This window comes from Lysinibacillus sphaericus (genome assembly GCF_001629735.1).
Classification (GTDB): domain Bacteria; phylum Bacillota; class Bacilli; order Bacillales_A; family Planococcaceae; genus Lysinibacillus; species Lysinibacillus pinottii.
This window is the reverse complement of record NZ_CP015224.1, coordinates 4,467,760-4,482,033: the sequence shown is the minus strand read 5'-3', so window position 1 is coordinate 4,482,033 and position 14,274 is coordinate 4,467,760. Positions and strand designations below refer to the sequence as shown.

Genomic DNA, 14,274 nt, shown 5'->3' with positions numbered 1-14,274 from the left:
TAGTTAGACTGAACTGCTCCCCAATTGTTAGACACATCTAACAATTGGAGGAGCAGTTTTTTTATTACGAAAAAACTTGAGCTAAAAATATAGTATAAACTGCTTACCCTTACCTTTTTCAATAAACCATAAACCATTCTTTTAAAATTCTTTTAATCCTTTATTAGCTTCAGTGCATATCCCTATAGAAAAAAAGCGCCGTTTTGGACATTTCGTTAAAGAATGTTTTTCAATAATATGGCCCGTTGTTGACGATAGTATTCAAGGTAAAACCCAAAATTTGCTATTAAAACAACATATTTTGGGTTTCTGTGACTACCATAAGCTTTCATTTGAGAACGTTTTTTATATGATTTTGTATACTATATTAGTTCTTGTTACAATAAAGGACCTGTTTAATGTAATAAGGATAAATAGTTAATTTAATTCAATCGTAATAGGTTCGAAATCAATTCGTTCATTATCACTTTGACTATTACTTACATGAGCGAATGGATAAAATGTAATAGATGTTGCTTCGGGATCTAGTCCATGAATTGTTGCATTCCATGTAATATCTTCACTCGAATCGCCATCCACTGTGCCGGATCCACCATTATATGGAACTTCATACTTATTGCCTAAATTATCAATCGCACTCAACTCAGCCTCAACATAATTCCATCTTTCATGAACAGCAGGATCGATATCTTGTAAGTAGTTAATCGTTAAATTAACATCTGTTTTGATTGCATCGATTAGCTCGACCGTTACACCCTCTTTGTTTACTTGCTCATTAATTACGATCTGTTTTCCTTTTAGCTTGCTTAAAGAAAATTTAAAATACCAGTCGCCTTTCATTACTTTTTCCCCCGAATAAATTGCCAGAGGACTCCATTCTATATTCACTTTATCTTGTGTTTTATCACGCATAGACAACGTCATCATGCCTACATAGCCAACACCATTCACATACCCTCCTTCATAGCCTCCATTCACTATATTCTTTGGCAAATTCTCAAAAGTCGGGGATGAGCCTAAATCTCCTTCATCTCGTATAACATATGAAAGGGTTACTGTATTGCCGTCGTAAAATGCTTTTTCAATAATTATTTCAATTCCGTTGCTTTCTTGGACTAAACCAATATCTGTACTAATCTCTTCATATGCTTGATAGTAGTCTTCCAGTTCGATAAAATAGTCGAATGCTTGACCAATAATCGGGATTTTCGTTACAAAGTTAGCAAATGCAGGTGATACGTAAGCAGATGAAATGAGACCCATCGATAAAATTCCCACAACAGCCGTATATTTAACTATTCGTATAAAGGGGAATTTCCATTGCTTCTTCTCCTGCTTAAAAGAGTCAGCCAAAATAGTATCTAATTCTTTAGAAGGAACAGAAATTTCATTCATTGCCTCCTTAAATCGGTCTTGTTCGTTCATCTATGTAAGCTCCCTTCAGTGTCTTTTTGATTTTCGCTAACGCTCTCTTGCCGTTAGATTTGACTGTACCAATCGGTTCGCCAAGTACCTCTGCTATTTGTTCGAAGGTTAAATCCTCATAATATTTTAAGAGTAGGACTGTTTTATATTTTTCATCTAATCCATAAATGGCATCCAATAAATCCAGCTTTTCATCAGATGTTGCGATTTCAGTGGAGAGAGTGTTAAATTTAAATTCATCAATTAAAATTACGTTCTTTTGTTTTTGGAGTACACTTAGTGATGCATTGATACAAATTTTCATCAGCCATGTCGTGAAATACTTTGGTTCTCGTAGCTGATGAACCGACTCAATTGCCAGCAACACCGTTTGCTGGAAAACATCCAAAGCATCCGCCTCATTTCGAACATAGCAATAAGCAGTCCTGTAAAGCTTGTCTTTTTCTTGATTCAGCAAAAACACCAGTGCTTCTCGGTCCCCTCTGATTGATTGTTTTATTTTCTTTTCGTTAACTGCCATCCTTTTCACCACCCTATCTATTAGAGAGCCTACCATCAAAAAAAGATGCACTTTTCTAAAATAAAAAAGACGTATTCAAATTATAAATCCTTATTAAATACATAATTTATTGAGTTAGTAGAAAAAAACGTCCCAAAACCGTCGTTTGGTAACATATCTTAAAAAATTGTTATTCAATTATATGGCCCGATTGTGGAATAAGAAAAGATCCCGCATATCTACACAGGATCTTTAATTTTAAGTAGAATGTTTAGTCAATAATAGTACTTCAAATACAAAACACAGTGAGTGACAGTACTTTAATTTACACTCAAAATGGAGACCAATTCGGCGGCCAGCGTAAATCAGGAAAAAGATCACCAACCCTTTCAATCACTTCTCCTGCTGCATTCCAGACTGTTCTTCCTGATTTACCTGCCCCATCCCAAATTACTTTTTCAATTGTTCCATCAGATCCTTCAATTATGCGCTCGATCATATTTTCAGCAGCTCCGTCAACTTTAGACCATACCCCTTTCCAGTATTTCTCTCCATCTCTTTTCCAATATTCATGAATCAACGTCCCGTCAATAGGATGAATAACGCGTTCAATCATATTTTCAGCAGCTCCGTCAACTTTAGACCATACCCCCTTCCAATAATTCTCTCCATCTCGTTTCCAGTATTCATGAATCAACGTCCCGTCAATAGGATGAATAATGCGTTCAATCATGTTTTCCATAGCTCCGTCAACGTTAGACCAAATCCCTTTCCAATAATTCTCTCCAGTTCGTTTCCAGTATTCATGAATAAGTGTCCCGTCAATAGGGTGAATAACACGTTCAATCATATCGTCAGCAGTTCCATCAACTTTAGACCATACCCCTTTCCAGTAATTCTCTCCAGTTCGTTTCCAGAATTCTTCAATAACAATCCCGTCAGCAGGATGAGTTATGCGCTCAAGCATGTCCCCAGTTTCAGACCATACCCCTTTCCAGTAACTCTCACCTGTGCGATGCCAAAACTCTTCTATAACTTTTCCATCAACTTTATCCCATTTGTGAATTAGAACACCTGCTGGATTCCAAGTACTCTTTCGAATTAAATTACCCTGAAAAAATGTTTCATGTGTGTATTCTAAGGTATTGGACCAAGTTTCTTTAATTAGTTCACCAGCTTCATTTAATTTTTCTTGAATATAGTAACCGGTCTGTGTAAACTGCTTCTGAATCTCTGCAGTCAGATTATTTATAAACTGATTTGCTACATCCCCTATCAACTTCATAAAATCCTCCCACCAATCAGAAAGGATATCTGTTAAACCCACAGGTGGCCCTTTCTCTGCTAAACCACTTAAAACTAAGTAGTCAAGGCGGGGACTATTATTACATTCATTTTGATTAATTATTTCATTAGATTGATCTTCTGGTTTCTTAAGCCAATCATTAAATTTATCTTCTTGATAAGCGAATCTCCACCAATAATTCCAGTCTTTTGATTCGAATAATTGCAAATGTTCACTAACTCTACCTGAATCTTCAGCAATCCATGCCCATAGACTATTTGGATTATCATTACCTCTTAAATAGCTATAGAATTCTTCTAACGCAGCTTTTAATAAGTCCTTCATTTCAGGTCTCGTTTCACACTCAACAGCGTATATCCATAAAGTATAACTAATAGAAGAAATACTCTGTGGCTTTAGTAGTTGTAAACTACCAATAAAAGTGAGTGCTTCTATCCATCCTGATTTAGTAATCCATGGTAGTACCTGTTGTATAGACTTTGTTAAAATAGAACGCCAGCTATCTGGTCCTAAAACATCTGGAAAAAGATCAAGAACACGATTAATTAAAATACCTAATAATTCATCACCCTGATAATCTTGATAATTATCCAATCTCACTTTTTCACGTAATAAATCTTTAATCGCTTCTTTAAAAGAAGTAACTATTTGTTCACGAATACTTGAAGGAATTTCTAATGTAAATACACCATTTATTTTTCCTAAAGACCAATCTGGTGGCCCTAATGGAATACTGTAAGGGACTGCACCTTTGAAACTTTGCAATAAATTATCTATAGCTTGTCCAGCGTATTGAGCTATATATGGAACAGCTAAATCTATAAAGGTTTGTTTAAGTTCTGGTGTCATGTTATCCCTAGCATCCCATTGACTTGTTGCAATACCTAAATGTGCTGCTACATTCTGTAAAGCATAGATTTCGTGTGGCAATAACATAAAAGAACCTGGTCCTTTAAAGGTTTTTAGGTGTTCCAAATTTTTGTCACTAAAAATATTTTTATATCTTTTTTTATCATTTTCATCTTTTTCGAATTCATTATCAATATATATTGAATGAGTACGCCATTGGAAAAGGATTAAGTACTCAGACCATTTGGTCATTAAATCACGAGCTAATTTACGAACTTCCTGGCTTGAATTAGGACAGGAATAAGAATAGTATGAAGCAGCTACAATTGCTCCAAAACTATCTTTTGTTATTGGACTTATTCGACTTTTTACATCATTTCCATACTTATAATATTCAATGTCTTCTGGATGACGAATTGGGTGATAACGTCCGAGATTATCTTTATTGCCCCAACCTTTTTCAAGTAAAGTTGTTAATAATTCCATTAGACTTTTATTTGCAGAATTTTTATCCCAGTCATCTTGCTTATAATTACCGGTGGCAATAGCTATTGCTGCGATTGCAGTATATAATGTTGCCTCTCCTAATTCATCTGGTTTCATTACATCATCTTTTTTTTCTTTTGTTTGATGTACAATGTAACCATATTGATCTTTAAATCCACTGTCTTTAGAAAAATCGGCTAAAAGTCTTTTCAGTTCTTCTTCGTGATTCAATACTATTACCTCCTGTAATTACCTGGATTATTAACTAATTATCATGTTATAGCTTTTCAAAAAAAAACTATAATATTCACCTTATAAGGAGGAATTTCTTAATTACAGGAATTTACTCCTTTTATAACAACAAATTTTTGCATCTCTAAACAAATAAAAGCGAAGACTCTATATAAAGCCTCTTGGTCTCTATATCATGAAAAAGGACACTCTCCTATTTAAGGAAAACGCCCAATTGTTTAATAAATCTTTGCTTTTATATTTAATATTTAATTGCATAGATTGAATAAAAATGTTATGGATGTTTAATATTGAATGATATGATATTTGTAGATAGGTGGAGAGTAGGATATGAAAACTAACGACATCGTAATAAGCAAAGTAATTAAATGGTTGAAAGCTGAGGATAAATCATATCAATGGCTAGCTGAACAATTAGGAGTAAGTAAATCACTTGTAGGACTTATGTTAAAAGGAGAACGTACTTTAAAATCAGATCGCATTGAACACTTTGCCAAGATAATGGGGATCACGACAAAAGAATTGGTTCATTCAGATACAATAAAGGAAGGCCAATTAACTGTTAACTTGCTAGGTGAATTATCTAATCGTCACTCTAAGAGAGAATTGGATTATTTATTGTTTGCCATCAATGATTATCTTGGATTAAAAGAGCAGGTCCAGTAGCTATCAAGATTAGGGGGACATTCAAGTGGCTATCGTTTTTTGGTAAGATGCTAGTTATAACTGACATAATTCAGAGTTCTTCAACCAAAATAAAATAAGGATTCTAATTTGAATAGAGACCCTTTTTCCGGTTGTCACACTATGAGTATGATGCTGTAACCCGTCACACTCAACACCCCCTATCCTCATAGGTTTTTGGTTGTACTAGACAAAGGCAGGTCTCCTGGCTTATGGTCATCACACATTTCCCCTTCCTATTTCGTCACATAACAATGATTTTTAAAATGTGCTCCTAATTACAGTTGCGGGACAGCACAGGATTTTAACCGTATTTCCCTATTAAATTAACTTAACTAATAATAAGTTTGTACCTTTATCTCTTTAAAGTAGTATACGTTATAAATTAGGGATAATAATTCTTTAAACTTGGATTGTTATATCCAATTATCATACATTTGTTTTCTAGCATGATTATATAATCTAGCATATAGCTGTGTTGAATGAGTAGTTTCATGTCCTAGCAATTGTTGAATACATTCAAGTGGCATTCCCCTTTCGGCAAGGTGAGCTGCAAAGGTATGACGTAACATATGAGGTGTTACTCTAAACCCCAATTGTTTTGAATAAAATTGGAAGAGAGTATTAATTTCTCTACTACGAATCATCCTTGTTTCCTTTTTATCGACAAAGACATAAGGTAATTTATCTGTTCGACTATTTAGATAGGTCTCCAAGTGTTGAGCACAATCCAGGTTAAATAATACAATCCTACTTCTATTTCCTTTGCCCTCCAAAATTTGAATGCTTCGTTCAGACCAGTTGATATCCTCTTTCTTTATCTTTACAAGTTCACTAATTCTTACCCCAGTTGCATAAAGTACTTCGATTATTGTTCTCTCATAAAGTCTTTCACACACATGCTCTAAGAGACAAGTAAGTTGTTTTTTACTTAAATAACGAGGCAAAGTTTCCGCCACTTTAGGGAATGGGATATCCTTAGCAGGATTTATAATCATCAATCCTTCATCAAAACAATATTGATAAAAAGTTTTTAACCCAATTAATTTGTTTTTTATAGAATTCTGTTTATATCCTTTTTCATTTAACACCATCATCCAGTGCCTAATATCCTTTTTGGTGATCTTATTAAATGGTTTTTCCGTATAATCTTGTAATTGTTTAACAGATAGTTGATACCCTCTGATTGTTCGAGGAGCTAAACGATACATGTATTCTTCTTTGAATTTTTCGATAAATTCATTTATATCCATAGCCATCACCCCTTAAATTTTCGATATAGACTAATCAGTTTCCAATTAGGTAGACAAGCATATATTTTCGTTGTCTGGAGTTGTTTGTGTCCTAATTCATCTGCGATAAAAGAAAGATCAGCACCTTTCGTCAAGAGCTCGGTTGCAAAGGTATGTCTAAACCGATGAGGATGTAGGGAACTCTTAATTTTCGCATCTATTCCTACTTGCTCCACTATTTTTTGCATTTGCCTAATACCTAGTCTAGTTCCCCTTTCGGAAATAAAAAGTGCAGGATGCTCATCTATATAAGATTCCAGCAACCGTTCTAATAAAATAGCACATGTTTCAGAAAAATGAACCTCCCTAATTTTCTTTCCTTTCCCCAATACTTGAGCCGTTCTGTTTTCTAAATCTATATCACTTTTATTCAACATGTTTACTTCACTGATTCGACAACCTGACGTAAGGAGCAGCTCTACCATAACCCTATTTCTAAGCTGATTTCTTTTCTCACATAACTGACGAACTTTAGCAATTTCTTCTTTTTCTAAAAACTTAGGAATAGATTTTGATTTTCGTGGAAACCATCTTTTCTTGATAGGCGACATATGGATATATCCCTCATCCACACAAAAATTATAAAAAGAAGAAAGAATTGTTAATTGCTTTTTAATTGTTGCTGCTTTTAATCCTTTTTGAAGTGGTATAAAATATTTTCGAATCTCCTCTGGTGTTAAAGATAAACAATTTTCGCGCTTATCTTTAAAGAATTTGTTGAGGAAAAAACGATATTGATAAATTGTTCCTGCACTTAAGTTTTCTAATTTCATGCTTAGTAAATATTCATTGATTATCTTTCTACTATCATTGTTAACAAACAAGTTACTTATTTCCCAGTATCTATTATTTTCCAACTTATCATATTTATAAGGGATAGGTGACCTCTCTAAATATTTTTTTCTTACGCAAAATATATAGAACGAACGAAAGATACTCATATAATTATCTAACGTTTTTTCATTCTTCACACCTTTATAACTCTGAATCCAATTTTGAAAATCATAATTTTTAAGTAGTGTAAAATGGGTATCTGTATCCTTAAAGTAAGCTTGTAAAATAAATCTATATTCCTCAATGGTACGATGGCTCTTATTTTTGTGTTTTAGGTTAAGCAAGTACTCATTAATTGTTTTTCGATTTTCTATGTTGGGTAATCTAATTTGGATTAAAAAACCCCCATCATCTTGAAAGTTTCTATCTTTCCTTTTATTTCTCAGTGGAGGATTTTCTATAATTCTTGTTTCCCAACAAAAGTCATAGAAAGTTCTAAGTGCGCTAAGAATTCCACTTCCCGTTTTATCACTCCATAAATGTCCATTCTTTAAAAACCAATCTTCAATTTCTGTTATAGTAATATAAATAAATTCCTTTTTGAAATCCTTGAAAAATTGTTGTAAAAATACCCTTTTGCATATAATAGTACTTTTTCTTTTCCCAGAGTTTTTTAAATTAACCAAAAATTCATTTATAATATTTTGATTTTCTATATTGGGTAAAATCATCTTTAACTCCCAATATCTACTTGGATGAGATACTGATGTTTCTTCATCTTGAAGTGGGGATTCTTCGATAAACCTTTCATTTTCACAAAAGAAATAAAATATTCGTAAGGTTGCTAAATAACAGCTAATGGTTCTCTTATTACAGCCCATTTGTTGATCTAAAAGCCAATTTGTTATATCCTCCAATGTTATACAATTATACACTTTATTACTTTTTCCAAAAAATCGCTGCAAAATACTACGTTGTCTTATGATAGTTTGCTGACTTCTTTTTTTTCTTACTAAACTTAGTAAAAACAAGTTTATTATTTCAGTATTTTCAGAATTTAATAATCCTTTCTTTAATTTCCAGTACTCCATAAACTCACTCTCCCATTCTATGTTTGATATTGATCATATTGTTTTTTTCTCGCATGATTCATTAATCTAGTATATATTCTCGTACTATTGATATTGGCATGACCTAGCAAATCTTGTATATAGATAAATTCCATTCCCTTTTCTGCTAAATGAGCTGCAAAGGTATGTCTTAGAGTGTGGGGGGTGACTTTGAATCCTAGTTCTTTAGAATACTTTCTAAAGAACAGTTGTACTAAGTCACAACTAATATGTTTACCTCTAGGGCTGGAAAACAAAAAATCACTATTCTCGTACCGTACATGTAAATAATTTTTCAAACGTAAAGCACATTCATGACTGAAGAGTACAAAACGATCCTTATTTCCTTTACCTTTACGAATCCATATTTGGCGTGTATCCCATTTTATATCTTCTAGTTTAATATTCAATAATTCATTAATTCTTACCCCAGTTGCATATAAGACCTCCACAATTGCACGTTCTCTTAAATTGTCCTTGGTTAACTCCTGAAGTAATGCTAATTGACGTTTGTTTAGATAGTACGGAAGTAAGTCTTCACTTTTTGGGGTTTTTACTTTCTTAGTGGGGTTATGATTAATCTTGTTTTCTTCGATACAATATTGATAAAATGATTTTAATGCTGTTAATTTCAGTTGAATACTACGTATTTTTAACCCTTTTTCACTTAGGGTTGCCAGCCAATTACGTATATCCTTTGCCCTTACTTCATCATAGTTTTTTTCACTCTCCGAAAAAAATTGAGAGAGTGAAATTTTATAAGAACGAATTGTTTCTGAGCTGAACTGATTACAATTATCATCATAGAAGGCTTGTAAAACTTCCTGATTCATAGAAATCACCCCATTATATTCTGATATTTTAATCTCTTATCTTCCGATGGTATTTGCGCATAGATACGTGTTGTATTCAAATCGGCATGCCCCATCTCATCCGCTATAAACTGAAGATCTGCGCCTCTTGCTAATAAATTGGTGGCAAATGTATGTCTACAGCAATGTGGATGAAAAATTTTTTCAAGTCCTGCTTGTTTCCCCACTTTTTTTAGAACACCTCTTATTCCACCATTTAAAAGACGGTCACCAAATTTATTCATGAATAGCGGCTCTTTTGGATCACAAGTCCGAGCCTGTAAATAATTTTGTAATGCTATTGCACATTCTAAAGAAAAATGGATAGTTCTAATTTTATTACCTTTCCCTACTACTTCTGCTGTGTGTTTGTCCATATTAATATCTTTGATATTTAATGCTGACATTTCTGAAACACGGCAACCCGATGTAAGAAGAAACAAAATAATAGCCCTATCTCGAATTGATAATTGTTCAGAGATAAGTTTAATACGAGAAAACTCATACTCATCTAGATAATTAGGAAGTGATTTAGGTAATTGAGGTCTCCACCGTTTTTTTATTATCACCCTTTCTATATATTCTTCATCAAAACAAAATTGAAAAAACGTTGATAGTGTTGCATGTACAAGCGCTATTGTATTTGGTTTTTTATCTATCGAAAAATCATTAATCCATTCTCTAACATTCTCTGAGGTCATATCCTTCAGCGGAACCTTACATTCACGTAGGAAGCGTTCCAGTATCCATTTATATTTGGTTATAGTTGCCACTGCTTTATTTTCTAATTTTAAACATAATAAATACTCATTCAATACTTTTATAGTTATTGAGGAGATATTAATATCAGTACTCTTCCAGTATTCATCAATAGTTCTTATTTTCTCATCTCCAAACTAATAGAATATGATTTAACTTATTAGGAATAGTATTTCCATATTTAAAATGTCTATACATTACTATTAGACTTAATACATTTAACTAGACTAAATATTAAAATATTTTTATCAAAAAGCTTATTATATTCATAATAAAAAAGCCCTGCTAACACTTTCTTCACAGAGCTTTAAGGTATATATTCTCTATTTAAATTAAACCTATTAGTCATTTAATAAGATGTTTGTTATAATCAATCCACTTTTCCATCTCCCTCTCAACAGCTCTATTTTGCCATTCAAACCAAATACCAGAACACTCACTACAATGACTGTCTACCCCGTTCTTTCTATACGTATCTCTATAAGTAAATATAGTTTTTTTACGACAACTGTAGCAAAAGATTTTTTTTTCTTTATAAAATTCCATATTTAACCTACCTATTGATTTTCTACTTATTCATCTCCTTTTTACATTAAACTTATTCAAGCATTAAATACTTAAGAATTAAATTTTCAAGAGTTTTCTATTTATATTTAATTGTTTATTAAGAGAGGGATTGAATTAAAAAATCATATAACATAGAGTAAAATATTTAATAAACATTACAAGGAATCTCTCTATACTAACTAGAATGAGGATTTCCCTTGCCTCACTTACTTTCTTTCATAGGTAGACTCTGTGATACGTGACCCTATGCAGTGGATTCTTGCAACTCTTTGCTTGTAATACCATAGAACTTATTGAACCGGGCTACTGGCTGAACATGTGAGACATGAAACATAACAACTAAATCAGCAAAACTTTTCTTACCTAGATGCTCTATATGCCCTCTGAAAAACGTAAGTCCAAATCGAGTAGGAATTAAGAATATCTCTATTAAAGTTTTTAATTTGTTTTCGGAGTTGTTTAATTCATTCCGTACACTCCTTCTTAACTAAACTTTAACTTCTTTAAAAAGTTCTTATATTTTTTTCAGTACTTCCATGAGTATCTTTACCTTTTTCAGAAATTGTTTTATTTAGAGGGCTGTTACTTTCCATCGTACGAAGTATAAGATACAAAGACTAGGACTTTAATGTAATCCGTTTTCACTTAATTCTTCTAACAACCATGCCAAAAATAGGGTGTGCTTTAGCATGTTGTAGAATGTGAACTTGGGTAATCAAAAGTCAATATCGCCCAAGATCTATCGTTGATATTTAGTTTTCAACACATTTAAAAGTTTACATAAACTTACCATCATTACCTAATTTAAAATTAGCTAACATACAAATGAACGACGTTTGTTTGAGTCAGTATTAATAAAATAAAACAAGGGTACTTAGACTAAATGACATCAAACATGGGAAATGTATTGTTAAGGAGGAGGTTAAAGATAAAATGAACAAAGTTTTACAGCCAATCCATGTATATTGTTTGTTATTCTTATCAGTTAGTTTTTTAGCACACTTTGTTTTAATTCCCTCAATTTTTACAATGGTGGAACGTGAAGCTTGGATAAGTGCCTTGCTCAGTTTAGTCCCCATATTCCTTTTAGCATTATTTATTTCTAGAATGACTTCTTCATTAAATAATAGTTCACTCCTTGAATTAAAAACGGTCCAAAATAATAAAACACTGTACGTATTCATCATTTTGATATATTTAGTTTATTTAATGTCATCAACGTTCATCTCACTCAAATTTACAATTATTTGGGCAGAAGAAAGTTTTAACTCGGATTATCCCTATTTTATTACAGTTATTTTATTTATATTATTATGCTTTTATGGTTCCCTAAAAGGGCTTAAGACCATAGCTATCCAGTCCCTAATTATTTGTTCACTATACATTTTTTTGTTTGTTCTTCTCAATTTAGGAAACTCAATGAACAATGAATACGAACTATTATTACCAGTAAATACAAGTAATACTCCGTCCATTTATTGGGGAATATTATACATATGTATTGGTATTTTAGAAATGGGCTTTATTTTAATCGTTTTAAATGGTTATGTAAAAGAGCAACTGAAAAGGAAAGGTATCCTCGTATTCTCTATTCTGTTTGTCTTATTCGTTTTAATCGCTATTGTGACGGCTGTATCTGAATTCGGCATTTATCTAACTCAAAAAATGCTCTTTCCCATAAACGAGCAATGGAGAGTTTTATCATTTGGTAAGTACTTTACAAGATTAGATTCTTTATCTGTTGTCCAATTATTATCAATGTCTTTTATTCGTATATGTTTATTTATGTATATTGTGTCTTCCTTCTTTCAAAATCGAAAATTTATATTAATTGTTGGTTATCTAAGCTTAACAATAGGATTATTAATTCCTTGGTCTGTTTCTGATTTTTTGACATTTATAAAAAGCACTTATCTCCTTTCTATTTTTTTATTTTTATTCTTTTTTATGATTGTTTTCTATGTAGTAGAAAAAAAAGCAAAAGGGAGTTCATCATCTTGACTGAAAATAAGGATTTTCTCTATAAAGAATTAGGCCACCAATCAGATATAACGATAAGTAGTAAATTCTATATGTTTAATAATGAAAAGCATGAAGTTATATTTGTCTATTGCCATAGTTTAGTTGATAGTGTACTTTTTTTGAATTCATTATTACCAAATATCAGATTCCTTGCTGAACACGGACATTTACATGATGTTGAAATTATAAACCGTTATTTAGAAGTAGATGAGATCAAAGAGTACCGAACGAAGACAGATGAAATGAATAGCAAAATTTTCTCAGGTTTTTTATATTTTTTCCATGTTCCATCAAATAGCTTATATTCAACCAATTTAGCTAAACTTCCTGAACGATCCATTGAAGAATCAAATATGGAAGTCTCATTAAGAGGACCGAGAGATGGGTTTGTTGAAAATATAGATACCAATTTTTCTTTAATAAGAATGAGATTAAAAAGTAAAAATTTATCAAGTAACGATTTTACAATTGGCGACACCAGTAAAACCAAAGTTTTATTGCTCTACATTGAAAACTATATTGATCAAAATACGTTAAAGAATGTACAAAGCAAACTAAATAAAATAAAAGTAGATAATATTGCAAGTAGTTATCATATAGAAGAATTACTTTATGATAAGTTGACACTCTTTCCCCTCCTTAATTATTCAGGAAGGCCCGATTTTGTAGTAAGTTCCCTCAATAAAGGCCGTTTTGTCATATTAGTAGATGGAAGTCCAAGCTGTTTAATTGGACCCGTAAATTTATTACTTATATTGAAAGCACCTGAAGATGATCAAACGAATTTTTTATTTGTGAGTTTTTCACGCATTTTAAGGATTACCTCTTTATTAACAAGTATATTTTTACCTGGACTTTGGATTGCATTAACTGTCCATCAACTTAACCAGCTACCCTTTCCCTTACTAGTATCAATATCTGCATCTAAAATTGGACTACCTGTTTCCTCTTCGTTCGAAATTCTTATTATGCTCATTTTTTTTGACCTCTTTCGAGAAGCGGGTATACGCTTGCCTAAAGCTGTTGGTCAAACTATTGCAGTTTTAGGAGGATTAATAGTTGGGGATGCTGCTATAAGAGCAGGATTTACATCACCATCAACATTAGTAATTGGGGCACTTACCGTTATATCTAGCTATACATTAATTAATCAAAATATATTAGGCAATGTATTTTTAATAAGAGTTGCTGTATTAATAATTGCCTCCTTTTTTGGAATGTATGGCTTTGTTTTAAGTGTCTTATTTTTCTTAACTTATATCTCGTCATTAGAAAGTTTCGGGCATCCTTACCTTTCTACATTTTATAAAGTAAGTATTCCCGAACTTATAAAAAGTTTTCTTAAAATGCCATTTAGAATTAAAACAAAAGACTGACTGTTTTTTCAAAAGAAGGGAGA

At 32.2% G+C, this 14,274-nt stretch carries 10 protein-coding genes and 1 riboswitch; of the genes, 3 read left to right on the top strand and 7 right to left on the bottom strand.

Annotated features, from left to right (window positions below; translation table 11 throughout):
* Window positions 1–417: 417 nt before the first annotated feature.
* The 3 genes from A2J09_RS21815 to A2J09_RS21805 all read right to left on the bottom strand — a co-directional run bounded on the left by A2J09_RS21815 (window position 418) and on the right by A2J09_RS21805 (window position 4,796).
* The gene (locus A2J09_RS21815) at window positions 418–1,425 is read right to left on the bottom strand and encodes a DUF4179 domain-containing protein (RefSeq protein WP_012292846.1); all 1,008 of its coding nucleotides are present in this window, start codon (window positions 1,423–1,425) and stop codon (window positions 418–420) included.
* Window positions 1,403–1,945, bottom strand: coding sequence for a sigma-70 family RNA polymerase sigma factor (locus A2J09_RS21810; protein ID WP_012292845.1), 543 nt, complete (start codon window positions 1,943–1,945; stop codon window positions 1,403–1,405). The genes A2J09_RS21815 and A2J09_RS21810 overlap by 23 nt, the downstream gene beginning before the upstream one ends.
* Before the next feature lie 310 nt (window positions 1,946–2,255).
* Entirely contained in the window at window positions 2,256–4,796 is a 2,541-nt protein-coding gene (locus A2J09_RS21805) for a hypothetical protein (protein ID WP_012292844.1), read from the bottom strand.
* Between the two features lie 351 nt (window positions 4,797–5,147).
* On the opposite strand from A2J09_RS21805, the gene A2J09_RS21800 reads away from it, so the two are divergent.
* Window positions 5,148–5,483, top strand: coding sequence for a helix-turn-helix domain-containing protein (locus tag A2J09_RS21800; RefSeq protein ID WP_036160793.1), 336 nt, complete (start codon window positions 5,148–5,150; stop codon window positions 5,481–5,483).
* A gap of 195 nt (window positions 5,484–5,678) precedes the next feature.
* Window positions 5,679–5,873: riboswitch (cobalamin riboswitch) on the bottom strand.
* 44 nt (window positions 5,874–5,917) lie between these two features.
* Here the strand turns inward: A2J09_RS21800 and xerA (A2J09_RS21795) are convergent.
* Genes xerA (A2J09_RS21795) through A2J09_RS21780 form a run of 4 tightly spaced genes read right to left on the bottom strand, consistent with a single transcriptional unit; the run spans window position 5,918 to window position 10,342 of the window.
* Window positions 5,918–6,754 carry a site-specific tyrosine recombinase/integron integrase gene (gene xerA, locus A2J09_RS21795; protein WP_036160791.1) on the bottom strand — a complete coding sequence of 279 codons (837 nt, stop codon included), beginning with the start codon at window positions 6,752–6,754 and terminating at the stop codon, window positions 5,918–5,920.
* 5 nt (window positions 6,755–6,759) lie between these two features.
* Complete coding sequence (locus A2J09_RS24355) at window positions 6,760–8,658, bottom strand: site-specific integrase (protein WP_012292841.1); 1,899 nt, start codon at window positions 8,656–8,658, stop codon at window positions 6,760–6,762.
* Window positions 8,659–8,675: 17 nt separating this feature from the next.
* A complete protein-coding gene (gene xerA, locus A2J09_RS21785; RefSeq protein WP_012292840.1) occupies window positions 8,676–9,509 on the bottom strand; it encodes a site-specific tyrosine recombinase/integron integrase in 834 nt (277 codons plus the stop codon).
* Window positions 9,510–9,514: 5 nt separating this feature from the next.
* A complete protein-coding gene (locus tag A2J09_RS21780; RefSeq protein WP_012292839.1) occupies window positions 9,515–10,342 on the bottom strand; it encodes a tyrosine-type recombinase/integrase in 828 nt (275 codons plus the stop codon).
* Between the two features lie 1,444 nt (window positions 10,343–11,786).
* Between A2J09_RS21780 and A2J09_RS21770 the strand changes: the two genes are divergently transcribed.
* Window positions 11,787–12,854 (top strand): GerAB/ArcD/ProY family transporter, encoded by a 1,068-nt coding sequence (locus A2J09_RS21770; RefSeq protein ID WP_012292838.1) that lies wholly within the window; start codon window positions 11,787–11,789, stop codon window positions 12,852–12,854.
* Complete coding sequence (locus A2J09_RS21765) at window positions 12,851–14,251, top strand: spore germination protein (protein WP_012292837.1); 1,401 nt, start codon at window positions 12,851–12,853, stop codon at window positions 14,249–14,251. Before A2J09_RS21770 ends, A2J09_RS21765 begins: the two co-directional genes overlap by 4 nt.
* Window positions 14,252–14,274: the final 23 nt, after the last annotated feature.